Genomic DNA, 26,248 nt, shown 5'->3' on the forward strand with positions numbered 1-26,248 from the left:
AAATACATTATAACGTGAAAACATTCACTTGTGGGGCGGAACAAGAGGGAAATGATGGCGAATTTTCAAACTTTGTGATCTCTTTCACTTGAAATAGGGCGAAGACAGGTATAAATCACACAGAAAAGATAAATTTTAATATTGTGAAATATTTCACATGATTTTAGAAATGGCTGTGATACGATCAAACCGTAGAAGAGAAAGAATCATGAACCATGGGAGGATGAGAGATATGGCTGTGAGCAAAGGAACGATCGAAGTAAAGGGACAGTCAGCAGGGGAGTACATTCAAGGTCTGATTGACAAAGCGAACCGGGCGAAAGAAAAGTTTATGGAATTGAATCAGGAGCAAATTGACGGGATTGTGCAGGCGATGGCCATCGCAGGCCTTGATAAGCATATGCAGCTGGCAAAAATGGCTGTAGAAGAAACTGGCCGCGGTGTATATGAGGATAAAATTATCAAAAACTTGTTTGCCACAGAGTACATCCACAACAGCATCAAGTATGACAAAACGGTGGGTGTCATTGAGGATAACGCTTTTGACAGCTTTCAGAAAATTGCGGAGCCGATCGGGATCATCATGGGGATTACCCCGGTAACCAATCCCACCTCCACAACAATTTTTAAGGCACTGATCTCTATCAAAACAAGAAACCCGATCATTTTCGGATTCCATCCATCCGCACAGGCATGCAGCAGGGAAGCTGCCCTGATATTGCGGGATGCTGCTGTTGCTCAAGGTGCTCCGGCCGATTGCATTCAGTGGATCGAGGCTCCTTCCATGGATAAAACCAATACACTGATGAACCATCCTGATGTTGCCTGCATTCTGGCTACCGGCGGATCCGCGATGGTAAAGGCAGCCTACAGCTGCGGTAAACCTGCGCTTGGTGTAGGACCCGGCAATGTGCCTTGCTTCATTGAAAAGAGTGCAGATCTGGATCAGGCGGTAAATGACCTGATTCTGTCCAAGACCTTTGATAACGGCATGATATGTGCTTCTGAACAGGCAGTCATTATAGAGGAGCCTATACTACGTACGACTAGTAGAAGAAAAAAATGATGGCCAGCGGCTGTTATTTCGTAAACAGGGAGGAACTGGCGAAGCTGACTGCACACGCGATGGTATCGGAGAAATGTGCGGTTAATCCGTCAATCGTCGGACAGCCGGCATTCAAGATTGCCGAGGCCTGCGGCTTTGAAGTGCCGGAGAGCACCAAAATTCTGGTCGCCGAACTGGAGGGAGTAGGTCCTGCATATCCACTGTCTGCCGAGAAGCTCAGTCCGGTTCTGGCCTGCTATAAAGTGAAAAATGCAGAGGAAGGAATTACGCGCGCGGAAGAAATGGTAGCATTTGGCGGCATGGGCCACTCGTCGGTCATCCACTCGCACAATGAGGAAATCATCATGAAATTCTCGGACCGGATGAAGACCTGCCGTATTCTGGTGAACCAGCCATCCTCGCAAGGCGGGATTGGTGACATCTACAACACGAACCTGCCATCGTTGACGCTGGGCTGCGGTTCGTATGGCCGTAACTCTACCTCGTCGAACGTAACAGCCGTCAACCTCATCAACGTGAAAAGGGTGAACCGCAGAACCGTGAATATGCAGTGGTTTAAAGTGCCGGATAAAATCTATTTTGAAAAAGGATCCACGCAGTATCTTGCCAAAATGCCCGATATTACCCGGGTTGCTATCGTAACCGATCCGATGATGGTGAAGCTTGGCTACGTAGAGCGGGTAGAGCACTATCTGCGTCAGCGCAGAGTGCCGGTTGCTATCGAGGTGTTCTCGGAGGTTGAGCCGGATCCTTCCACAACGACGGTAGAACGCGGATCGGAGATGCTGAAGCGATTCCAGCCGGACTGCATCATTGCCCTCGGCGGCGGTTCGCCGATGGATGCAGCAAAAGCGATGTGGCTGTTCTATGAATACCCGGATACGGACTTCAATAATCTGAAGCAAAAATTTATGGATATCCGCAAACGGGTCTATAAATATCCGAAGCTTGGACAGAAGGCAAAATTCGTTGCCATTCCAACCACCTCGGGAACGGGCTCGGAAGTGACCTCGTTTGCGGTCATTACGGATAAAGTGCTGGGGAATACCAAGTACCCGCTGGCTGACTATGAGCTGACCCCGGATGTTGCGATTATCGATCCGGAATTTGTATACACCCTGCCAAAAACAGCGGTAGCGGATACCGGGATGGACGTTTTGACACATGCCATCGAGGCGTATGTATCGGTCATGGCTAACGATTTCACGGATGGTTTGGCAATCAAGGCCATACAGCTGGTGTTCCAGTATCTTGAGCAGTCGGCGCTTACCGGCGACAAGCTGGCCAGAGAGAAAATGCATAATGCTTCGACGCTTGCCGGCATGGCCTTCGCGAATGCATTCCTTGGCATCAATCATAGCCTTGCGCATAAATGGGGCGGCCAGTATCACACAGCTCACGGGCGAACCAATGCAATCCTGCTGCCGCACGTCATCCGTTACAATGCCAAGAAGCCAACCAAATTTGCCGCTTGGCCTAAATACACTCACTTTGTAGCCGATGAGAGATATGCAGAAATTGCAAGGATTCTGGGCTTGCCTGCAAGAACGACGGAAGAGGGCGTCAACAGTTTGATCGGTGCAATCCGAGAGCTGAACAAGAAGCTGGGCATCGAAGAGTCGTTCCAGCAGCTGGGAATCGATCCTCAAGATTTTGAGAAACGTGTTGAGCATTTGGCGGACCGGGCCTTTGAAGACCAGTGCACTACGAGCAATCCAAAGCTGCCGCTTGTCACAGAGCTTGCGGAAGTATACCGCAACACGTTCTACGGCCGCTTTTAAATCCAATAAATACAAGAGACGGGTTGTGGACTGCGGGTTGCATAACAGAAGCGGGCGGGTAAAACAGAGTGATAAAAATCACGGGAAAAGATAAGTTTGTGATTTTTATCACAGATGCTGAGAATGAACAGGATTACAATAAAAGTGTAGAAGAAAGCTGAATCTCAGGTCTTTGATATAGAAGCTTGAAGGTACACGGCGGGGTCGAGGCAGCATTGATCGTGAAAATAATCACATTAAGATCTGAGATGGATCAATGTGTGACTCCGCCTGTGCGGCAAGCTGCAGCATAATCTAGGAGGGATTCAATATGTCGGTGATTGAAAAAGAAGTGGGCTGGAAAGGTTTTAAATCAGGTAAATGGAACAAGCGGATTGACGTTAATGATTTTATTGCAGAGAACATAACACCTTATTATGGCTCTGATGATTTTTTGGCAGGACCAACGGACAACACGAAGGCACTCTGGGATATCGTATCGGATTTAACCAAAAAAGAACGGGATAACGGCGGGGTGCTGGATGTCGATGTGAATACGCCTTCCACGATTGTGTCCCATCAACCTGGCTATTTGGATAAGGAGAAGGAACAGATCGTCGGCGTACAGACGGATGAGCCGTTCAAGCGTTCGATTCAGCCGTTCGGCGGAATCCGAATGATGATTGATGCTTGCAACGCATATGGTTTTGAAATGCCGCAAGCGGTAGTGGACATCTTCTCAGGCATACGCAAAACACATAACCAGGGCGTGTTTGATGCCTATACCTCGGAGATGAGGGCAGCCCGTAAGGCAGGGATTATTACAGGTCTTCCCGATGCTTATGGCCGCGGTCGTATTATTGGCGATTATCGCAGAATCTCCTTGTATGGTGTAGATGTCTTGATCCAGGATAAATTGCGAGAGCTGGGTGAGCTTGAGGTTGATGCGATGGATGAGCCGGTGATCCGATTGCGGGAAGAGCTGTCAGAGCAAATCCGTGCACTTAAGGAATTGAAGGAAATGGCGGGCATGCACGGCTTTGACATTTCGAAGCCTGCGAATACGGCGAAGGAAGCATTCCAATGGCTGTATTTCGGTTATTTAGCTGCTATCAAGGAACAGAATGGCGCAGCCATGTCGCTTGGCCGGGTATCTACTTTCCTTGATATCTACATCCAGCGTGATCTGGCTGAAGGCAAGCTGACGGAAGAGACTGCACAGGAGCTGGTTGACCATTTTGTCATGAAACTGCGGATCGTGAAGTTCCTGCGTACACCGGATTACAATGAACTGTTCAGCGGTGATCCAACATGGGTCACAGAATCGATTGGCGGTATGTCGTTAAATGGGGAAACAAGAGTAACCAAGAACAGCTTCCGTTTCCTGCATACGTTGTATAATTTGGGCCCTGCCCCGGAACCGAACTTGACGGTATTATGGTCTGAGAAACTGCCCGAAGGCTTCAAGAAATACTGCTCGAAGGTATCGATCGAAACCAGCTCGATCCAATATGAGAACGATGATCTCATGCGTCCGATTTACGGAGACGATTACGGGATTGCTTGCTGCGTATCCGCTATGCGCATCGGGAAACAGATGCAGTTCTTCGGAGCCAGAGCCAATCTGGCCAAAGCGCTCCTGTATGCAATCAACGGCGGGAAGGATGAGAAATCCGGCGCCCAGGTTGGTCCGGAATACCCCGCTATTACGGCAGAGGTTCTGAGTTATGACGAGGTCATGAAGCGATTCAAGCCGATGATGGAATGGCTTGCAAAGCTGTATATGAACACACTGAACGTGATCCACTATATGCATGATAAATACAGCTACGAACGGATTGAAATGGCGCTTCATGATCGGGATATTCTGCGGACGATGGCATGCGGTATAGCGGGCCTGTCCGTAGCGGCGGATTCGCTGAGTGCAATCAAGCATGCACAGGTGAAGCCTGTACGCAATGAGCAAGGGATTGCAGTTGATTTTGAAATAGAAGGCGACTTTCCGTGCTACGGTAACAACGACGATCGGGTTGACGACATCGCCGTAGAACTCGTTGAAGCCTTCATGAGCATGATTCGCAAACACAAGGCATACCGCGATGCGATGCCGACCCAATCGGTGCTGACCATTACGTCCAATGTCGTATACGGCAAGAAAACGGGAACCACACCGGACGGCCGCAAGGCGGGCGAGCCGTTTGCGCCGGGTGCGAACCCTATGCACGGACGCGATAAGAAGGGTGCCCTCGCTTCATTGACTTCCGTGGCCAAGCTACCTTATGAGGACAGCCTCGACGGGATATCGAATACATTCTCGATTGTACCGAAAGCCCTCGGGAAGGAAAGCGAGATTCGCGTGAACAATCTGGTTGCGATGCTGGATGGATATTTTGGAAGCAAGGCTCATCATCTGAACGTGAACGTGTTTGACCGGGAGCAGCTGATGGATGCGATGGAACATCCGGAGAATTATCCGCAGTTAACGATCCGGGTATCCGGGTATGCGGTCAATTTTGTCAAACTGACACGCGAACAGCAGCTCGACGTGATCAATCGTACCTTCCACGGTACGATGTAAGAATGGAAAGTAACAACAGCGGATACAGAAAGGATGACGCCCTATGCTTAAAGGTCATATACACTCCATAGAAACGTTCGGAACGGTGGACGGTCCAGGTATCCGCTTTGTACTCTTCATGCAGGGATGTCTGCTGAAGTGTCAATATTGCCACAATCCGGATACGTGGGGATTGCATGAAGGACAGGAAATGACGGTAGAGGATGTGCTGGCTCAGATTGAGCCTTATCTAAGTTACTATCGTTCTTCCGGTGGAGGGCTGACCGTATCCGGAGGCGAGCCGACACTGCAGTATCCTTTTGTAACCGAGCTGTTTAAGGAAGTAAAGCGCCGCTGGAATCTGCACACGACCCTTGACAGCAACGGTTATAATGAGCCGGAGAAAATATCGGAGCTGCTGGAGCATACCGACTTGGTTCTGCTCGATCTGAAGCATATCAACGATGAGAAGCATATCAAGCTGACCGGGAAGTCGAATGAGAGGACGCTGAAGACCGCCCGCTGGCTGTCCCACCATGGTCGAAAAATGTGGGTCCGGCACGTATATGTGCCGGGTATCCATGACAGCGAACACGACCTGAGGGCGCTCGGTCAATTTATTCGCACTTTACAAGGCGTTGATAAATTCGAAATTCTGCCCTACCATCAGATGGGTGTGTACAAATGGAAGGAACTCGGAAAGGCATATCCGCTAGAAGGAGTTCCGTCACCGTCAGAGGAAGAAATCGCACGCGCTTATCAGTTGATTGGCGAAGCAGCCGAGCAAAAATAATCGGTGGCGAACTAATTTTGTTGTATTATACTGAACATAATATGTTATTATTTATAACAATAACCTTTCCTCATTATGGAAGGGTTATTGTTTTTTGTGGAGGATTTTATCCCTTAGATAGAAAAATATCGACCTATCGAAAAGTGGAATCGCTTTCTATAATGAAGATGTAAGGAAAACGCCTATCAAATATACAAATACTTCGGGAGGGTCAAAGACAATGAAGAAAAAGGGTCTGGCATTATTAATGTCGCTTCTGTTCGTCTCGTCCGCACTTTTGTCCGCATGCGGTGACAAGGGAGCAGAGAAACCATCAGGTGGTACGGAAGGCGCGGCAAGCAATGAACCGTTTGAAATTACAATTCGCCATACGCAGGTAGGCGAATCCAAGAAGTTCCGTCTTGCATTGCTGAACGATGTGGTCAGCAAAACCGAAGAAGCTGTACCCGGGCTTAAAATCAAGCTGGACGCAGTAGACTCCGAAGTGAACCGTAAAGAGAAATTAAGAGGCGAGATGGCCGCAGGCAAGCCGCCGGAAGTATTCGATGTGTTCGGAAGCCCGGACGCAGGCGTATATTCCAAAGAAGGCTTGATGCTTGATTTAACCCCTATTTTGGAAGAACTCGGCATTAAAGACAAATTTACAACACTGGATCCATTCACACATGAAGGCAAGATTTACGGATTGCCAATCGGCGGCTCCATTGAAGGGATTTTCTATAACAAGGATTACTTTGCACAGAAAGGTCTGACCGTGCCGAAAACTTTGGCGCAGCTGGAGCAAATTGCGGAAACAATCAAAGCCGACGGAAAAATTCCGTTTGCACAATCCTCCAAGGACGCATGGATTCCGCTCATGACCACGAATAATCTGTGGAGCTATTATGCAGGAGCGGAAGTTACGTATGGCTTTAAGACCGGAGAAACCAAATGGACCGATCCGAAAGTCGTAGAAGGCGTGAAGAAACATCAGGAATGGGTTGAAAAGGGTTACTTCAAAAAAGGCGAGCTCGGTTTCGAGTATGCGGACATGAGAAACCAGATCATCTCCGGCGAAGCTATGATGATGATGGACGGATCGTGGGCTAACTCCGTATTCAGAGATCCGGCTCAAGCAGGCGATATGGTAGGCAAGATCGGATACTTTAACCTGCCTCCGGTTAATGAAGGCGATCCTGTGATTGTCATGCAGGATGCTAATAATGGATACGGCTTCTCTGCTTCGGTGGCTGAGGATCCTCGTAAACTTCAAGCGGTTAAAGAATTCATCAAAAATATGTGGACAGATGAAATGCAGCTTCGCGGTCTGAAAGAAGACGGCGTGCTGCCGGCGATGAAGATGGATCTGGCAACCATGAACTCCACTTCGGACGATCCGCTCATGCAGGATATTTTCAAAGGGGTAAGTGAAATCAAATATTCCTTCCCTGCCTTTGATGCACTTGTTCAAGCAGACGTGAATACGGCACTGAGCATGGGGATTCAACAGGTCATCGGCGGCGAGCTTGATGCCGAGAAGATGCTGGAGAATGTTCAAGCAGCACAAGAAGCGGCTAACGCTGCAGAGGAATAAATAATCAAGATTAGACGTTAAAGGGCACCACCCGCTGCTAGACATGGGGGTGCCCTTTCGTCTAAATTACAGACATAAATACGGAGGTTACCATGAACAAAGCGCTGAGAAATCCTCTGATTTACATCGTTTTTGTGCTGCCGGCATTCATACTGTTTCTGGCCTTTTTCATATACCCGATTTTCACTGCGTTTGATAACAGCTTTACGAGCTGGAACGGCATCTCCAAAGATGTGAAGTACATTGGGCTTGATAACTATGTTACCGCAATTAATGACGATGCTTTTTGGAAAGCAGTTAAGAATAACGTTTATTTCATTCTCTTTTCCTGTTTGATCCAGGTTCCGATTATCGTGATTTTTTCATTGCTTATTGCAAACGTGAAACGTCTGAAGGGACTTTACAAGACAGCGGTTTTTGCACCATCTATTATGTCAACAGCAGTTATCGGCATTTTGTGGGGATTCATTTACAACCCGGACTTTGGCCTGATGAATGAAATTTTAGGATTGGTTGGCGTTGAGCCAATTTACTGGCTGTCTGATCGAAAATGGGCCATGATTGCCATCCTCATTACGAACGGCTGGCAATGGACCGGCTTTTACATCGTGATGGTGCTTGCGGCGATTCTATCCATACCTAAGGAACTTGATGAGGCTGCCGCGATGGATGGTGCGACAGGCGTTCAGAGAGCCACGAAAATCACGCTTCCATTAATTATGCCAATTATCTCTGTAGTGATCATGCTTTCGATCGCGGGAGCCATGAAAGCGGCGGATATTATTCTGGTTATGACCAAGGGCGGGCCGGCCGGCTCAACCGACGTTATGGCAACATATATGATTCGATATGCAATTACGAGTTTCAAACATGGTTTTGGCAATTCGATTGCCGTGTTGATCTTCCTCTTCACGATTATCGTAACCGTGCTCTACCAGGTGCTGATTGCACGTCGCAACGAAAGGATTGAATACTGATGAGAGCACTGAAGAAACTGATCCCGCATATATTCCTGATGGCTTATCTGCTCATCATTCTCTATCCATTCCTGTTCGTGTTGTTCTCTTCCGTGAAGGTGGATAATCAGTCCATCGCGTCGAACCCGTTTGGACTGCCAAGCACGTTTGTATTCGATAACTACGTCAATGCGTGGGTTAACGCCAAGATCAGCACCTACTTCTGGAACAGCTTGTACATCGGCGTGCTGTCTGCCTGCTTGTCAATCCTGTTTGCGGCAATGCTGGCATTTGCGGTCACACGCATGCGGTACAACCGGATCAGCGCAATTGTTTTCCAATGTATTTTAATAGGGATGCTGATTCCTAACAATTCTCTGATGCTGCCGATTTATGGCATGATGAGACAGCTCGACATTTTGAACACACATATGGCTCTCATTCTACCGTATGTTGCTAATGCGATACCCTTCTCTGTCATTATTCTGGCAGCCTTCATGCGGTCGTTGCCCGGAGAAATAGAAGAAGCGGCAGTTATTGATGGATTGAGGTCTGGCGGGTTGTTTGCTAGAATTATATTACCTCTAACCGTTCCGGCCATCGTTACCGTTTTCATTATCAACTTCCTTGGTAACTGGAACGAATTCTTGCTTGCTAACTATTTCCTATCTAATGATGAACTGAGAACGCTTCCTGTCGGAATGGTCGGTTTCAGAGACGCCTATAATATGAACTACGCGCAGATGTCGGCGGGTATCGTATTCAGCGTACTTCCGGTCCTAATCATCTATGCAGTTCTACAAGAGAAGATTATTGAAGGTGTCACCGCAGGAAGTGTCAAGGGGTAATACAGGAGCGGGAGCATGCGTATGAATTTGCGGAACAAACTATTCACGGCCTTTTTGGGGCTCATTATTATTCCGTTATTTGTGCTAGGTCTATTTACTTTCTTTATTACCTATAACTCGATTGAGAAAAAGTACAGTCAGCAAGCCGAGTACTCCCTTAAAGCGATCAGTTACAGCATTCTGAACGTGTTTAAGGAAATGGAATATGTCACGGATAACGGGATTGCCACATCCGTATTTGCGATGGCGCTGAATGCCAAGGACCCCGATGCGCAAAATCTGATCAAGGAATCAAATGCGGATCAGCTGAAACTCAATGACAGACAGCGCAGTTTTCGAAACCTTCTATATAATCATCCTGCGATCAGTTATGCGTTTTTGTATCATTTCAGCAAAGAGTCGCCACCGATTCCGATTTTTAGTAAAGAAAATTTCAGAACCCTGCCTTACGAACAATTTAAGAATAGTCCTCTATATGAAGAGGTTGTCAAACTGAACGGAATTCCCAAATGGCTGGCTCCGCATGAATTTCCGGAATTGACGGGTGCGGACCCGGTCTTCACCCAGATCAGGCTCATTAAGGATGTCTCCACACTTCGCAAGCTAGGTATTCTTGTTGTTCAGATCAAAAAATGGGAGTTTGAAGAGATCTTCCGTAACCTTACACTCCCGAACAATCTGCAGAACACCTCATTCATGGTAGTTAATAATGAGGGATTAATCCTCTTTGATCCAAAGAATGATATGGATGGCCAAAATATCAGTCAGTATATGAAGCAAAAAGTCGAGTTTAAACAAGGCTACCAGAGCTTTAAAGCCAAGTTTAACGGCAATGAGAACATTGTCTCCATCTATCATCTGAACGATTATGGCTGGAATCTCGTTTCGGTTACCGATTGGAATTCTTTGTCGCAGGAGGTTACTTCCTTTGCCAAATGGTTCTTTGTCATTATGGGCATCAGCCTTGTCACAGCCATTGTGTTCAACCGTCTGTTCATGAACCGGATTACCGGCACGATCGCTGTCATTGTACGCTTTATGCGCCGAGTGGAGGATGGGGATTTGAGCGCGAGGGTTGAAGAGAAGGGAGAGGATGAACTGCTGCTCCTCTCGAAAGGGTTCAACAATTTGATGAACCGGATCAACAATCTGTTTGCGCAGATCAAGAAGGAACAGCGGCAGAAGACCGAAGCAGAGATGCGGGTGTTGCAGGCACAGATTAAGCCGCATTTTCTCTTTAATACATTGGAATCTATCAATGTCCTTGCCATCCAGAATGAAGGGCGCAAGGTCAGTGAAATGGTATACCGGCTTGCCAGCATTTTGCGAATCAGTATACAGGACAAGGAAGAGATCACACTCGAGGAAGAAATCAAGCATTTGCAGAGCTATCTCGAAATTCAGAAGTTTCGGTTCGAGGATTTGTTCGAATATGAAATCGACGTTCCGAGGGAGCTTATGCACAGCCGTATCCTGAAGCTGACGCTGCAGCCGCTTGTCGAGAATAGCATACAGCATGGATTTGAAGGGATAGCCTATACGGGAATGATTCGCATATCCGCGTGGAAGGAACTCGGGAATGTTTTCATCCGGGTGGAGGATAACGGGCTTGGGATGACCTCCGAACAGCTGTCGATGTTTGAATATATGGTATCCGAGGATAACGTGTCCGAACAGACAACGATGCAGAACCTTAAAGTGAACCAGGAACGGCGTGGACTAGGACTGCGAAGCGTGGCAGACCGGCTGAGGATTCAGTACGGGGATTATTACGGTCTGTTCATATGCTCCAGCCGTCCCGGCGGAACCGTTATACAATGTGTCATACCCAATTATGACAGGGGGGAAGGGCAGCATGCTGAAGGTATTATTAGTTGACGATGAGGCTCCCATCTTGAACAATCTCAGCAGGGTTCTGCCTTGGGAAGAGATGGGGATGAAGGTTGTCGGACTTGCCAGAAGCGGGATGGAGGCACTTGAAGTAGCTGATCAGCATCATCTCGATTTGATTCTGTCGGATATCCGGATGCCTGTGATGGATGGATTGTCCTTTATTACGAAGATCCGCGATAAGGGGAGCAAGGCGGAAATCTTTTTGCTGACGGGTTATCAGGAATTTGAATATGCGCGGGAAGCAATCAAACTTGGCGTTAAAGATTATATCAGCAAGCCGATTCATTACGGTGAACTGGAGATGAAGATTCGGGACATTGGGGAGGAAATCCGCAAGAAGAGAGCGAAAGAGAAGTATTACAGCACCGTTTCGCTTATTGATGAGGCTCCAAATCCTGTAGCTGTCAAGAAAACACCCGACCAATTGGTTACATCCGCATTAGAGTATATCAATACCCATATGGGGCAGGATTTGGGCATTGAGGAGCTCTCGGAACATCTGGGCATCAGCTCAAGTTACTTCTGCTTATTGTTCAAGAACCATGTGGGTCTTACCTTTGTGGAATACTTGACGAGACAGCGAATGGAGGCTGCCAAGTTTCTGCTTGTGAACAGCGATAAGAATATTGCGCAGATCGGTTCTTTTGTCGGTTATCATGAACGCCGTTATTTCACCAAGGTGTTTCAAAAGGCCACGGGCATGACACCATCCGAATTCCGGGAAATGTCCGGGGAGGCAACGGTCTAAGATCTCCCTGTACGAATGCGGGCTGCCAAGTCATCATACGAACCCGCTTAACCAGCCTTGCATGGTCCTTAAATTGATAGAAAGTAGGTTTTTGAAACCATGAAATGGACGATAGCGGATTTATCTTTAGAGCAAAAGGTAGGGCAAATGTTTATATGCGGATTCAATGCCCTAACGCCGAATGAACATGCAAACATACTGATCGATCAATATCAGGTCGGGGGTATCTGTTATTTCCGCCGAAACGTGAGAACGCTGCCCCAGCTGGCCGAGCTTTCGGAATCGTTGCAGCAGCTCGCCTCAGGCAGCCAGAAGCTTCCGCTTCTGCTCTCGATTGATCAGGAAGGCGGCATGGTTGCACGAATCGATCATGAAGGCATCAGCCGCATTCCTGGTAATATGGCGCTTGGCGCAGCGGGAAGCGCGGAAGATTCCTACAGGGTGGCACAGATTGGGGCGCGTGAGCTTCGTTCACTCGGTGTGAACATGAACTTTGCGCCTTGTCTGGATGTCAACAACAACCCTCGCAATCCGGTGATCGGCGTACGTTCCTTCAGTGAAGACCCGCAAGCCGTTGCTGCCCTTGGGACAGCTGCGATCAAGGGATACCAGGAAGAGGGCGTATCTGCAACGGCCAAACATTTTCCCGGACATGGCGACACCAGCGTCGATTCCCATCTGGGGCGGGCTTCTGTGCCGCATGATATGGAACGCCTTCGCCGTGTAGAATTATACCCCTTCGCGCAAGCGATCAAGGCTGGCGTTGATGCGATTATGACCGCGCACGTCAGCTTCCCGGCAATCGAATCGAGTGATCTCCCGGCAACCCTCTCGCATGCCGTGCTGACCGGACTTCTTCGAGAGGAGATGGGGTTTGAAGGGCTGATCGTGACAGACTGTCTGGAGATGCATGCCATCTCCAAAGAGTACGGCATTCCTGAAGGAGCGATTCGTGCTATTGAAGCCGGCGCGGACTGCGTGCTGGTCAGCCATACCCTGTCAGAGCAGACCGCAGCGATTACAGCTGTCATTGAAGCCGTTCAAAGCGGAAGATTGTCCATGAACCTGATCGACAGGTCTGTAGAGCGGATATTAGCACTCAAGGAGCGCAATGCGAAGCTTGCCGAAGAGCTGCCGGTCCAAACGATTGGAGAGGTGACGGAAGAGACCAAACAATTACTGGCCCAAATCGCGGGCAGAGGAATCACGCTGGTGAAAGACGAAGGCCAGCTTCCACTTCAGGCAGAGCAAGCGATTGCGGTTATCTGGCCAGAGCTGCTGCAAGCTACCCAGGTGGATGAAGCCTGGAGCAAAAGCTATACGTTAGGCGATGCGCTGAGAAGTTATGGGGTGCAGGCAGACGATCTGCGTGTCGGAACCGATATGTCGGATGCGGAGGTAGAGCAAGCAGTTAAGGCGTGCTGAAGGACTATAGACAAAGTTGTACGTGGCTACGTACACGTCGGAGACGCCGTCTCCCCGCGGGACAACGAGAAGCTGGTGAATAAGCTGGCTGAGCTTGAGGGTGTGTCAATCGTTGTTGTTGCAACCCGCAATCCATATGATATGAATGACCTTCCTCCCGTTGCAACATATCTGTGCAGTTACGAGAACACACCTTATTATATGAATGCGGCTGCCGGCGTCTTGTTGGGCAAGGTGATACCGGAAGGGAAACTCCCGGTCAGCATTAGCGATACTTATCCGCTGGGTTGGAGCGGCCACCAGGATTATGTCAATAATTAAATAAATGTTATTGGAGCCGGAGTCTTCCTTACGGGGAATGCTCCGGTTTTCCTATTTTCCAGCTATTTCTGAGCAACTTTTCGGGAATGTTGGCGTCTAATACTATGTCCCATAGAGGCAGACAGACTATACTGAGTGTTTTAAAGGAGTAAAGGATGAATTTCAAAAGAATCTCGATGATTACAGTCCTTGCCGCGGCCCAAGTATCAACGGCTCTTCCCGTGGCAGCTGAATCACCGGATATTACAGCTCCGGCGCTAATTAGCAATTCAGCGCTGCAGTCCCCGGTGGAAGGACAAACCCAGCAGAGCAGAGAACAGCAGACGGAATTGCAGCAAGCCGAAGAAACGCCAAATGAAACACCGACCCAGGCAGTCGAAGGTACGATAAGTGATCCTGATTCCGATTCTTCTGCACCAAATGAACAGCAGGAGGAGCAGGAAAGCGATCCTTCCGATAATACGGTATCAGAAAATGAAGAGGGCAGTACGACCAAAGATGAGTCCGAGATCGGCACTTTCCAGGTTTCAGCCAATGAACTGGTGCTGATGATGAACAGCAATGTGATGTATCACAACGGTAAGCAGTACAAGGCAGGACAGCCGATGGCTGTGAAGCAAGGAGTATCCTATGTGGCTATCCGTGCGATGGTTGAACGCGCAGGACTAAAGCTGGCTTATGATAACAAGACAAAGGAAACGATCATCCTTAAAGACGGCAATGAACTACGCTTTACGACAGGAAGCAGCAATTATAAAGTGAACGGACAGGTGCGCCCAATGAAAGGCGCTGCCTATCAGAGCAGCAATGTATTTATGGTTCCATTAACCGCAATCACGCAAGCGCTTGATATTCCATATAAGGTTAATCAGCCAGAGAAGAAGGTTATTCTGGATTTATCCAATATGGGCAATGACAGCAATAGCGGTCAACAACCCGGTGGAAATAACGGGGGGGAACCAGGGAGCGAGACTCCCAATATACCGAATCTTGGCCCCAATGACTTGATCCTGATGATGAACAGCAACAAGATGTACCAGAACGGGAAAACGTATACCGCTGGACAGCCGATGGCTGTCAAGAATGGCGTATCCTATGTTGCGATTCGTTCCCTTGTCGATCGGGTCGGCCTGAAACTGACTTATGACGGGAAAACAAAAGAAACGATCATTATCCGTGGCAGCGATGAGCTTCGCTTCAAGACGAACAGCAGCGTATATACTGTGAATGGTCAGAGAAAATCAATGAAGGGCCCGGCGTACCAGTCCAACAATACGTTCATGGTGCCGCTGACCAGCATTACGCAGGCGCTTGATATCTCTTATCGGGTGGATCAGCCGAACAAGCGTATTATACTCAGCGTGAGCTCAAAGCCGGTGGCTTCCTTTACCATTCAGTCCGGTGAGATCCTTGCCGGTCAGAAGGTTACGTATAAAACGAACTCGTATTCGCCGACAGGCCTTGCGATCGTAAATGAGCATTGGGAAGGCCGCGAAGAGGTTTTCAATGAACCCGGCGTGCATACGGTTTCCTACTCCGTACAGGATTCGAGTGGGGAGTGGAGCGAGCCGTATACACTCAGCATCCATATATCAGCTCCAAACACCCCGCCTGTAGCGATGTTTGATACCGATAAGAAGGAATATAAGATCGGTGAGAAAATTACGTATATCAACCAGAGTTATGACAGTGATCCTGGCGATGAGATTACGTATAAATGGGAAAACAATGATCAGGCCTTTTTCACGGCCGGCCCGCATAAAGTGTTATTGATTGTTACGGATAAGCATGGCGCCACCAGCTCTTATGAGAAAATCATTAACGTAACGAATGAGGTCTTGTATACAAAGGATCAATTCAATCAGTTATTTACGGGTATCGGCGACAAATATACGTTTGACGGAACAGCGGTGCCAACATGGAATCTTATGCCCATTACGAGAAGCTCCGAGCCCAGCTTGCTGATCCGCAGCAACTCTCCGGAAACAGTATATCAAGAGGGGATTGTGTACCGCGAGATTGGCAATGCCAGCACACGCTTCATGATTCACCATTTGAACGCAACCGGAAAAAACATGAAGATGTACGTAGTCGCAACTAATATCAACACATCGACGGCACGCCTGACAACCGAGTATACCGGAATGGGCGGACCGATTAATATTCCTACAGCGACAGGCAAAGCAGCCGTGCAGCGTTACCTTGAATCGATGCAGTCACCGGATTCGTTCAAGACGATTTCCCTTGCACCTGGGGAAAGTCGAATCATTTTACAAGATTTAAGCGCGCAAACGATGAAGAACCAGCAGGTGCTCTCGATGTTTGCTGATCTGTATTCGGATTCGCCGATCCGATATGACGTTATCATGATTGATGAAGTCAAGGATCCGATTCAAAAGCTTCCTTATCTGATTCTGCATCCGAGTGATGGCGTTCATAACCGGGGAACCTATCCGGATTCCACGCGGATCATCGAGTCTTACGAACTGGTAGGGAATACACCTTCCCGGCTTGCGCTGGGTGACAAGACAAATGATCCGAATCTGGAAGGGTATGACGGCATTAACGGCTCATATCAATCCAATGCCGGCAACTTCGGTGTACTGTACAAAATCAAGCTGCACCGCGTAGCGCCCAATACGCTGATCACGCTGAATCCGCGCGGAGGCAAATACATGGGCGCGATGATGGTGAACGGAAACATCATTCAGACGCCGAATACAAGCGGAGGCGCAATTTCCGCTCCGAATGAAGCCGCAGTACTGTACCGTACAGGCAATTACGAGCAGAGCGTAGAGATTTTGTTCACAGCAGCACCGGGAAGCAGTCTGCCAATCAACATCCTCTTGCAGCCGCTGCCGCAGGTTAAGAACTAATATTACTTTCTAATGACAACAAGGGCAGTCCTTACAACCACGGAAATGGTGAGAGGGCTGCCCTTTTTATGATGATTCGTATCCGTCGGTGCGGTGATCCGAAGCCGTCACTATTGAAGCATGGCGTTCAATGTACGAACACAGCAGGCACATAACCGCTTACATTGACGATGTCTCATTTTTCAGGCATTATAAGGAGAGAGTATCTTCATGAAGAGGAGGTTATTGCGTATGCTTACGACAGAAGAGATTATCGACGCCATGTCGGAACAGGGGCTGCGCATTACCGATCAGCGCAAGACGCTTGCCAAATTGTTTGGGGAACATCCCGGCTATTTGACAGCCAAGGATGTATACGAATATATGGGCCGGAAGTACAGCGGTTTGAGCTTTGATACGGTGTATCGTAATCTTCGGGTATTGTATGAGCTTGGCGTATTGGAGCAGGTCGTGTTCGAGGAAGGGATCAAGTTCAGAGGACGGTGCAGCGAGGATCATCACCATCATCATATGATCTGCCTGCAATGCCAGAAGACGTATCCGATCACGTTCTGTCCGATGCAGTTGACCGATGCGCCGGATGATTTTCAAGTCGTTCAGCATAAATTCGAAGTGTTTGGCTACTGCCGGGATTGCAGCAAGGATAATACCGATAAGGGAACCTCACCTTCAAGTGGAGGAAAACGGGACAACCGGGCATGAGCACCGCGCGCAGGGTTGTGAAGGTGCCGATACACTTCTATCGGAAATTCATTTCACCGTTGAAACCGGCAACCTGCCGATTTTATCCGACCTGCTCAGCCTACGCTTTGGAGGCCGTTGAAGTGCACGGTGCCTTGAAGGGGTCCTGGCTGGCGGCCAAGCGGATTGCAAGATGTCATCCGTTTAATCCTGGCGGCATTGACATGGTTCCGCCGCGCAAAGGAGAGTCGCACTCTCCATTGACAGAGGAATAGTCCTTGTCCCTGGTAAAATGCTTGCCGGTTGTGGCATGCTGACAGTAGGAATAGGATGTCCGCACAGACCGGCTTGACACCCGGCAGCCCATTTTATTAAAATGATAAGAAATTATAGGTAAATCCGAGGAAGAGATAAGTACGAAAAGCTGCGCCTTGTACAGAGAGCCGGGGAAGCTGGAAACCGGTCATGGCGAATTTCGGAAAATGGTCTTGGAGGATCCGCTTTTGAGCGCTGCAGCCAGCATGGGAGGCTGCCGTAAAGGAGCGGCGTGAGCCAGCGTTAATGGACGGCCGCTTGACGGCAGAAGAGCCTGTTGCCCTTAAGGGTACAGGGAATTTGGGTGGTAACACGTGAGAACAACTCTCGTCCCATGGGGACGGGGGTTTTTTGCTGTTTTCCTGCATGCCGGCAATAGCTTGATACAACAATTAATTTAAGGCAAAGGAAGGTTTTTATGGCCGACAAAAAGACGTTTTATATTACAACACCCATCTATTATCCAAGCGACAAGCTGCATATCGGGCATGCCTACACCACGGTGGCAGGAGATGCCATGGCTCGCTACAAGCGGCTTCGAGGTTACGATGTCCGTTATTTGACGGGAACCGATGAGCATGGACAAAAGATTGAACGGAAAGCGGAAGAAGCAGGGAAGACCCCTCAGCAGTTCGTGGACGACATTGTGGCTGGAATCAAGGATCTGTGGAAGAAGCTGGACATCTCGAACGAGGATTTCATTCGTACCACGGAGAAGCGCCATACAACGGTTGTGCAGGAGGTATTTGAACGACTGCTCAAGCAAGATGATATCTACAAGGGCGAGTATGAAGGCTGGTACTGCACACCTTGCGAATCGTTTTTCCTGGAGCGTCAGCTGGTGAACGGCAATTGTCCGGACTGCGGTCGTCCGGTAGAGCTTGTGAAGGAGGAGAGTTACTTCTTCCGCATGAGCAAGTATGTGGACCGCCTGCTTCAGTACTATGAAGAGAACCCGGATTTTATCCAGCCGGTGTCCCGCAAGAATGAGATGATCAACAACTTCATTAAACCGGGCCTTGAGGATCTGGCTGTTTCTCGTACGACCTATGAGTGGGGCGTAAAAGTCAAAAGCGATCCGAAACATGTGATTTATGTGTGGATTGATGCACTCCTGAACTATATAACGGCACTTGGATACGGTACAGAGGACACCAGCATGTATGATAAATACTGGCCAGCCGATGTACACCTGATGAGTAAGGAGATTGTGCGTTTCCATACGATCTATTGGCCGATCATCCTGATGGCACTCGATGTGCCGCTTCCGAAAAAAGTGTTTGCCCATGGCTGGCTGCTCATGAAGGACGGTAAAATGTCCAAGTCCAAAGGGAACGTGGTTGATCCGGTCACGATGATTGACCGGTATGGACTGGATGCGCTTCGTTATTATTTGCTGCGCGAGGTTCCATTTGGCGCGGACGGTACGTTTACGCCGGAGAGCTTTGTCGAGCGGGTAAACTCGGATCTTGCCAACGACCTGGGCAACCTGCTGAACCGCACCGTGGCCATGGTCGATAAATATTTTGACGGAGAAGTCCCGGCATTAATTGCAGGTGTGACACCGTTTGATGCCGCCATAGAGGAAGCCGCCAAGACCGTGTATGACAAAGTCGAGACCGCTATGGAGAATATGGAATTCTCGGTTGCCTTGACGGCGATCAGCCAGTTTGTCAGCCGCAGCAACAAATAGTATTGATGAGACACAGCCATGGACGCTGGCTAAAGATGAGGGCAAACGCCACGAACTCGCATCCGTGATGAGTCATTTGGTGGAAACGCTCCGCGTAGCGTCCATTCTGCTGCAGCCGTTCCTGACCCGTACGCCGAAGAAAATGTGGGATCAGCTCGGCCTGGTGGAGGGTGAGCTGACGACTTGGGAGAGCGGCCGTCAGTTCGGGGCCATTCCGGCCGGAACGAAACTGCAAAAAGGCGAGCCGATCTTCCCGCGTCTGGACACAGAGCAAGAAGTGGCGTTCATCGTAGAGGCGATGACAGGCGGCACGAAGGCTGTCCAGGAAGAGGCTTCTGCCTCGGGGGCTTCTTCATCCGAGAATAGCGCAGCAGAGCCTGTAGAGCTCAAAGAGGAGATAGGCATAGAAGATTTTGCCAAGGTCGAGCTTCGAGTGGCGCAGGTAATCTCCGCAGAGCCCGTGAAGAAAGCAGACAAGCTGCTGAAACTGCAGCTTGATCTTGGTTTCGAACAGCGGCAAGTGGTATCCGGCATTGCCAAGTTTTACACGCCGGAGGAATTGGTGGGACGCAAAGTGATTTGTGTGACCAATCTGAAGCCGGTGAAACTAAGAGGAGAAATGTCGCAAGGGATGATCCTGGCCGCTTCCGAGGGGGATCAGTTAACGCTTGCAACGGTACCGGACAGCATGCCTAATGGAGCTGTCGTGAAATAATGTGCGACTATGTTGAATGAAGTCGGAATAGACGGTGTACCCTGTTAAGGGTACGCCGTTATTTTTTTCCGTTAATAAGGAGTACATAACATCTCTATCGAAATCTAATAGTAATTTTTACGATTTGGTTGACAATTGGGTTTTCCTGCTCTTATAATCTTGTTAGTAAAGTTTACGATTAAATGAACGGAGCGGTGTGGGGAGATGAACATGAGTAAGAGAAAGAATATGCTTAACAGTTGGACCTGGAGTATAACCTCCATGTTATTGGCAGTTGTCATTTTGTCCGGGTGTGGCAGTAAATCGGGCGGAGGCGTTGTAGAAGGCAAGGTCAACGTCATTACTACCTTTTATCCTATATATGAATTTACGAAGGAGATCGGCGGCGACGAGGTCAATGTGGTAAATCTTTTGCCAACCGGCGTAGAGCCGCATGATTGGACTCCGCGCAGCCAGGATATCGTCAACACTTCCAAAGCTCAGCTGTTTCTTTATAATGGCGCAGGCCTTGAGGGATGGGTACCCGGTTTTCTGAAGGGGCTTGATAAGGATACCCAGGTGAAACCAGTCGAAGTCAGCCAAGGCATTCAGTTGATTGATGCAGAGGGTGACGATGGTCACGGGCATGGAGAAGCAGCTCATGAAGAGGAGCACGACCACAGCCACGAGGAAGGTGCCGAAGAAAATCATGAAGGCCATGACCACGAAGAAGGCGCAACGGAGAATAACGCGAGTGCGCATCATGCAGATCCACATACATGGGTAAGTCCGAAATCGGCATTGGCGATGGCGGAGAACATCAAGAATAGCCTCGTTGAAGTGGATCCCGAACATAAGGACTTATATGAACAGCGCTATGAAGGATTGAAAGAGAAGCTCGTGAAGCTGGATAACGACTTTACGAATCAATTGTCCGGTTTGCCGAAAAAAGACATCGTTGTATCTCATCAGGCATTCGGTTATCTATGCCGGGATTATGGTCTGACACAGCATGCGATTATGGGATTGTCTCCAGATGCTGAGCCGAGAGCACAGGACATTGTGAACCTGACCAAAACGGTGAAGGAGAAGGAAGTTCAATATATTTTCTTCGAAGAACTTGTATCGGATAAACTTGCAAAAACGCTGGCTAATGAAGCGGGCGTGGAAACGCTGGTGCTGAATCCGGTAGAAGGATTGACGAAGGAGCAGGTGGACAGCGGTGAGAATTATTTCACGCTGATGGAGAAAAATTTGCAAAATCTAACGAAGGCATTACAATAAATAAGAAGGGGGATAATATCCCCCTCTTCTTTTGTGTCATGGAATGTTAATATGCTCGTATACTTGATAGAGAGACTACAGAGAGAAAGGCGGCCTGGTTATGGAACCGGCAGCGCAGGATTGCCATCAACCGATTATACAAATCAAGAATGTATCCTTTCATTATCGCGATCAGCAGGTGATCAAGGATCTTAATTTCACCATCAAAGAACGAGACTTTGTAGGGATCGTCGGCTCTAACGGAGCGGGCAAAACCACGTTGCTTCGCATGATCGTTGGATTGCTGCCTGCCGTGGAAGGATCCATCGAACTGTTTGGTCAGCCGATCCGGAAATTTCAGGACTGGGAGCGGATTGGATACGTTCCGCAGAAAAATTCGTTCAACCCGTTGTTTCCGGCAACCGTGCGCGAAGTGGTGATGTCCGGGTTATATAACCGCAAGAAAATGTTTCGCCGTCTGACCCGTCTGGATCATCAGAAATGCGAGGATGCTCTGGAAGTCATGCGTATTCAGGATATTGCAGACAAGCGGATCGGCGCCCTGTCCGGCGGTCAGCAGCAGCGTGTATTCCTGGCCCGTGCGCTTATCAATCGTCCGGATCTGCTCATATTGGACGAGCCAACGATTGGTATTGATGCCGAGACTCAGGCCGGATTTTTTGAATTGATTACCCATATGCATGCCCATCATCATATGACCTTTTTGATGGTGACCCATGACTTGGACATGGTTAAAGACTACTTGGGAGAGTCGCCGGTATCGCAGAACGGGAAAATACAATTTTATGTTCGCCATTCCCATGAAATCGAGAATTGCGCGGAAGTTGACCTGCAGCATTCGCTCGTATAATGCATTTGCATACGGAACTGTGTGAAGCAGGAGAAGGAGACGTTATCATTGCTTGATATTTTGCTTAGCGATTTTTTTCAGCGGGCGCTGATCGGAGGGGTTCTGATCGGTTTAACAGCCCCGCTTATCGGGATATTCCTCGTGCTGCGCAGGCTGTCCATGATCGGCGATACCTTGTCGCACGTCACGATTGCGGGTGTGGCGCTGGGATTTTTGATTGAAGTATATCCACTAGCCGCAGGACTTGTGTTTGCGGTTCTGGCCTCTTTTGCGATTGAGAAGCTGAGAAAGGCATACAAAAGCTATGCCGAGCTGTCAATCGCGATTATTATGTCTGGCGGCGTAGCGTTGGCTTCGCTGTTTTTCACATTGGGAATGGGCTATAATACGGATGTTATGAGTTATTTATTTGGAAGCATCTATACGCTGGATACCACCGATATTTATATGGTAGGCGGTGTAACGATTATCGTGATCGCGGTGGTGGTCATGTTCTTCAAAGAATTCTTCCTGCTCAGTTTCGAGGAGGATGCGGCAAGCGTCAGCGGGCTGCCTGTCAAAATGATGAACATGATCATTACGGTTCTGACCGCACTTGTCGTAAGCACGGCCATCAAGATTGTGGGCGCACTTCTGGTATCTGCGCTCCTGACCATACCGGTAGCGATCAGTTTATTGCTGGCGAGAAGCTTCCGAAGCTCCATCATTTTATCGGTTATCATCTCCGAAATTGCCGTTATCGGGGGACTGATGCTTGCGGGCGTATTCAATTTGGCACCGGGTGCAACTATCGTGCTGCTGCTGATTAGTCTGCTTATCGTTACACTTGTCGGCAAAAAGGGCTTTACGACATAAGGGGGTTCTGAAATAAAATGGCTGATATTAATATCGGCATTGCGTTTGCTGCCGGTTTTGCTTCCTTTATATCTCCATGCTGCTTACCGTTATACCCGTCCTACTTATCCATCATTACAGGCATGTCGGTGAATGACCTGAAGAACGAGCAGAACCGCAAGGAGGTCCGCTTCCGGACCATGACGCACACTTTGGCGTTCATCCTTGGGTTTTCTGCCGTTTATTACACCCTTGGCTGGGGGGCAGGTTTATTCGGGGAGTTTTTTACAGAGTATCAGGATCTGATTCGCCAGTTGTCTGCACTGCTTATCATTGTGATGGGACTTATGCTTATCGGCCTCTTCCAGCCTAAATTTCTAATGAAGGATCGGAAATTCAATTTTAAATCGAAGCCGACCGGATACATAGGAACGTTTTTGTTTGGCATCGGGTTTGCCGCAGGATGGTCGCCTTGCGTCGGGCCGATCTTAACTGCAATCATTGCACTGGCAGCCTCTGATCCAGGAACCTGGTTCCCGCTGATCACTTCGTACTCACTAGGATTTGCCGTTCCATTTTTCATTTTGGCATTCTTTATCGGCTCTACCCGCTGGATCCTGAAATATTCCAGCACGTTGATGAAGGTAGGCGGCATCCTGATGATTCTGATGGGGGTTCTGCTCTTTACGGATCAAATGTACAAAATTACGATTTGGCTGCAAGGCATTACGCCGGAGTGGCTCAAATTCTAATGAGCAGGTTAAGCTGGTCCAATTCATAAGTCAATAATGTTATAGGATTGGACCAGGACTTGCCAACGGGTCTTAAAAACATGTATCATTACTAGTGCAGGTAAAAGAGGTTTTTTTGCAATGGTTATGTAATTATAGAAAAGAGGGAATAAGATGCCGACACCTAGCATGGAGGATTATTTGGAGCGCATCTACAAGCTGATTGACGAAAAAGGATATGCGCGCGTTTCGGATATTGCCGAAGGCTTGGAGGTTCACCCCTCATCCGTCACGAAAATGATTCAAAAGCTGGACAAAGACGAATATTTGATTTATGAAAAATATCGTGGATTGGTGTTGACCAGCAAAGGCAAAAAAATGGGCAAGCGGCTCATGGAACGCCATCATTTGCTTGAGGAATTTCTTGAGATGATCGGTGTACAGGATGAAAATATTTATAAGGACGTTGAGGGAATCGAGCATCATTTGAGCTGGGATTCCATTATGAGAATTGAGACGCTTGTCGAGTATTTCAAGCGTGATGAGAATCGACTTCAGGATTTGCGTGACGTTCATAACGAATTAGTCAACGAATCGTAATGTGGCATCTGTCCGCTTGTGACAGATGCTTTTTTAAACTAAACTGTCATATTTCTAGTGTTTTATTAATAGGTTAGATTTACCTGCAAATTTCATATTTTCGGAGGAATAATAGAAATGAAGCTTCGTAGATGGTTGTTGGTGCTGATTATGCTGCTATTGTGTCTCCCGTCGGTGGTCCCAACTGCGCAAGCGAAGACAGCCGGTATCAGCATACAGTTGGACGGTGTTAACCTGAACAGTGACGTATCTCCTTACATATTGCCCAAGGTCTATGTGACGATGGTTCCAACACGTATTATCAGTGAGGGGCTTGGCGCATCGGTCGATTGGGATCAGAAATCGAAGACGGTAACGATCGGTAAGGACGGTTCCAATCTTCAATTGACTTCCGGCAAAAAAACAGCATTTGTGAACGGCTCATCCGTAGCCCTGGATGCATCGGTTGAGATTAAGAACGGTCGGGTTATGGTTCCGCTGCGGTTTATCAGTGAGAATCTTGGCCTGCAAGTAGAGTGGAATCAAACGGCACAGCGTATTTCGCTCTTCACAGGCATGGTAGTCGTTCCGCCGCCCGTATCCACGGGAGACGAGATCAGAGGGGCGTGGATCTCCACGGTGTTCAATCTCGATTGGCCAAAATCGAAAACCAGCGCCGAACAGCAAAAAGCATCCTATACCTCCTTACTGGACTCACTCCAGGAAGTTGGCATCAATACCGTGTACGTGCAGGTGCGTCCGGCTGGAGATGCCTTGTATCCTTCCTCCATGGTTCCCTGGTCCAAGGTGCTGACTGGCATTCAAGGGGCAGACCCGGGGTATGATCCGCTGGCATTCATGGTAGAAGAAACACATAAACGGAATATGGAGTTCCACGCTTGGTTCAATCCGTTCCGGGCCAACACCGATATCCTGACAGCAACACTCGATCCATCTCACGTGGCCTTAAGCCATCCGGACTGGATCGTGAACACCGGTAAGCAACTGTATATCAATCCAGGTATCCCGGATGCGCGTGAGCACATTATTGATACCATTATGGAAGTGGTGAACGGGTACGATATCGACGGCATTCATCTGGATGATTACTTCTATCCATCCAATACGGTATTTAACGATGATGCCGCGTATCGGCAGTACAATAATGGAGTTTACTCCAATCTCGGAGACTGGCGCCGCGGCAACATCAATGCATTTGTCCAGTCGCTTGGTGAGAGTATTCACCGTGCGAAGCCTAACGTTGAATACGGAATCAGCCCATTCGGTGTATGGCGCAACCAGTCAGTGGATAAAACCGGATCCGATACCAAAGCCGGTGTGACCGCTTATGACAGCATGTATGCCGACGTACGGGCGTGGATCCAGAACGGCTGGATCGATTATGTAGCTCCACAGATTTACTGGAGCATGAGTAATCCGGCTGTCGATTATGACAAGCTGGTTGACTGGTGGGTTGGCGAGGTTCGAGGAACGGACGTGGATCTCATTATCGGTCATGCACCCTACAAGCTTGGAACCAGTGAAATCGGTTGGCAAAGCGCATCGGAAATCATTAACCAATTGAAGTACAATCAGAATTATTCAGAGGTTACAGGCAGCATTTTCTTTAGAGCAGAAAATATTTTAAGCAATCCGTTAGGTCTTAAAGATCAATTGCAATCATATTATAGATAATCCAGCAAGTCCTATAGGTATGAAATTTCCCCCGTGCTCATACATAGTCATTAGACCATGTGAGGCGGGGGATTTT

General features: G+C 48.5%; 18 protein-coding genes, 2 pseudogenes and 1 other annotated feature. All 20 genes and pseudogenes read left to right on the forward strand.

The features are described from left to right. Positions 1–232 precede the first annotated feature (232 nt). The 20 genes and pseudogenes from adhE (at position 233) to PVOR_RS11540 (ending at position 26,172) form a co-directional block, all read left to right on the forward strand. Positions 233–2,847: pseudogene (gene adhE / locus PVOR_RS11450) on the forward strand (bifunctional acetaldehyde-CoA/alcohol dehydrogenase). Positions 2,848–3,157: 310 nt separating this feature from the next. Beyond that, complete coding sequence (gene pflB, locus PVOR_RS11455; RefSeq protein WP_006209335.1) at positions 3,158–5,404, forward strand: formate C-acetyltransferase; 2,247 nt, start codon at positions 3,158–3,160, stop codon at positions 5,402–5,404. A 43-nt stretch (positions 5,405–5,447) separates the two neighbouring features. Then, positions 5,448–6,176 carry a pyruvate formate-lyase-activating protein gene (pflA, locus tag PVOR_RS11460; RefSeq protein WP_006209336.1) on the forward strand — a complete coding sequence of 243 codons (729 nt, stop codon included), beginning with the start codon at positions 5,448–5,450 and terminating at the stop codon, positions 6,174–6,176. Positions 6,177–6,396: 220 nt separating this feature from the next. Beyond that, entirely contained in the window at positions 6,397–7,749 is a 1,353-nt protein-coding gene (locus tag PVOR_RS11465; protein WP_006209337.1) for an ABC transporter substrate-binding protein, read from the forward strand. A 92-nt stretch (positions 7,750–7,841) separates the two neighbouring features. Next, the gene (locus PVOR_RS11470; protein ID WP_006209338.1) at positions 7,842–8,726 is read left to right on the forward strand and encodes a carbohydrate ABC transporter permease; all 885 of its coding nucleotides are present in this window, start codon (positions 7,842–7,844) and stop codon (positions 8,724–8,726) included. After that, positions 8,726–9,553, forward strand: a complete 828-nt coding sequence (locus PVOR_RS11475; RefSeq protein ID WP_006209339.1) for a carbohydrate ABC transporter permease — start codon at positions 8,726–8,728, stop codon at positions 9,551–9,553. Before PVOR_RS11470 ends, PVOR_RS11475 begins: the two co-directional genes overlap by 1 nt. Before the next feature lie 21 nt (positions 9,554–9,574). Then, the gene (locus tag PVOR_RS11480) at positions 9,575–11,431 is read left to right on the forward strand and encodes a cache domain-containing sensor histidine kinase (RefSeq protein ID WP_006209340.1); all 1,857 of its coding nucleotides are present in this window, start codon (positions 9,575–9,577) and stop codon (positions 11,429–11,431) included. Continuing rightward, positions 11,409–12,194: a response regulator transcription factor gene (locus PVOR_RS11485; protein WP_006209341.1), complete on the forward strand. Its 786-nt coding sequence runs from the start codon at positions 11,409–11,411 to the stop codon at positions 12,192–12,194. Before PVOR_RS11480 ends, PVOR_RS11485 begins: the two co-directional genes overlap by 23 nt. A 99-nt stretch (positions 12,195–12,293) precedes the next feature. Continuing rightward, entirely contained in the window at positions 12,294–13,619 is a 1,326-nt protein-coding gene (gene nagZ, locus PVOR_RS11490) for a beta-N-acetylhexosaminidase (RefSeq protein WP_419144504.1), read from the forward strand. Positions 13,620–13,625: 6 nt separating this feature from the next. Beyond that, on the forward strand, positions 13,626–13,940 hold the full coding sequence (locus PVOR_RS33000; protein ID WP_419144505.1) for a glycoside hydrolase family 3 C-terminal domain-containing protein: 315 nt from the start codon (positions 13,626–13,628) through the stop codon (positions 13,938–13,940). Between the two features lie 155 nt (positions 13,941–14,095). After that, the gene (locus tag PVOR_RS11495) at positions 14,096–16,816 is read left to right on the forward strand and encodes a stalk domain-containing protein (protein ID WP_006209342.1); all 2,721 of its coding nucleotides are present in this window, start codon (positions 14,096–14,098) and stop codon (positions 16,814–16,816) included. Positions 16,817–17,047: 231 nt separating this feature from the next. After that, positions 17,048–17,518 carry a Fur family transcriptional regulator gene (locus PVOR_RS11500; protein WP_006209343.1) on the forward strand — a complete coding sequence of 157 codons (471 nt, stop codon included), beginning with the start codon at positions 17,048–17,050 and terminating at the stop codon, positions 17,516–17,518. Then, the gene (gene yidD / locus PVOR_RS11505) at positions 17,515–17,772 is read left to right on the forward strand and encodes a membrane protein insertion efficiency factor YidD (RefSeq protein ID WP_006209344.1); all 258 of its coding nucleotides are present in this window, start codon (positions 17,515–17,517) and stop codon (positions 17,770–17,772) included. Before PVOR_RS11500 ends, yidD begins: the two co-directional genes overlap by 4 nt. Positions 17,773–17,890: 118 nt before the next feature. Beyond that, positions 17,891–18,150, forward strand: a binding site (T-box leader). 80 nt (positions 18,151–18,230) lie between these two features. Beyond that, positions 18,231–20,220, forward strand: a pseudogene (gene metG, locus PVOR_RS11510) (methionine--tRNA ligase). A 204-nt stretch (positions 20,221–20,424) separates the two neighbouring features. Then, positions 20,425–21,483: a metal ABC transporter solute-binding protein, Zn/Mn family gene (locus PVOR_RS11515; RefSeq protein WP_082834325.1), complete on the forward strand. Its 1,059-nt coding sequence runs from the start codon at positions 20,425–20,427 to the stop codon at positions 21,481–21,483. A gap of 100 nt (positions 21,484–21,583) precedes the next feature. Continuing rightward, positions 21,584–22,333 (forward strand): metal ABC transporter ATP-binding protein, encoded by a 750-nt coding sequence (locus PVOR_RS11520; RefSeq protein WP_006209347.1) that lies wholly within the window; start codon positions 21,584–21,586, stop codon positions 22,331–22,333. A 48-nt stretch (positions 22,334–22,381) separates the two neighbouring features. Further along, positions 22,382–23,188, forward strand: coding sequence for a metal ABC transporter permease (locus tag PVOR_RS11525; protein ID WP_006209348.1), 807 nt, complete (start codon positions 22,382–22,384; stop codon positions 23,186–23,188). Positions 23,189–23,205: 17 nt separating this feature from the next. Next, the gene (locus tag PVOR_RS11530) at positions 23,206–23,919 is read left to right on the forward strand and encodes a cytochrome c biogenesis CcdA family protein (protein WP_006209349.1); all 714 of its coding nucleotides are present in this window, start codon (positions 23,206–23,208) and stop codon (positions 23,917–23,919) included. A gap of 153 nt (positions 23,920–24,072) precedes the next feature. Next, on the forward strand, positions 24,073–24,498 hold the full coding sequence (mntR, locus tag PVOR_RS11535; protein ID WP_006209350.1) for a transcriptional regulator MntR: 426 nt from the start codon (positions 24,073–24,075) through the stop codon (positions 24,496–24,498). 117 nt (positions 24,499–24,615) lie between these two features. After that, complete coding sequence (locus tag PVOR_RS11540; RefSeq protein ID WP_006209351.1) at positions 24,616–26,172, forward strand: family 10 glycosylhydrolase; 1,557 nt, start codon at positions 24,616–24,618, stop codon at positions 26,170–26,172. The last annotated feature ends 76 nt before the right edge of the window (positions 26,173–26,248 follow it).

Source organism: Paenibacillus vortex V453 (genome assembly GCF_000193415.1).
In the GTDB taxonomy this organism is placed as follows: Bacteria; Bacillota; Bacilli; order Paenibacillales; family Paenibacillaceae; genus Paenibacillus_AQ; species Paenibacillus_AQ glucanolyticus.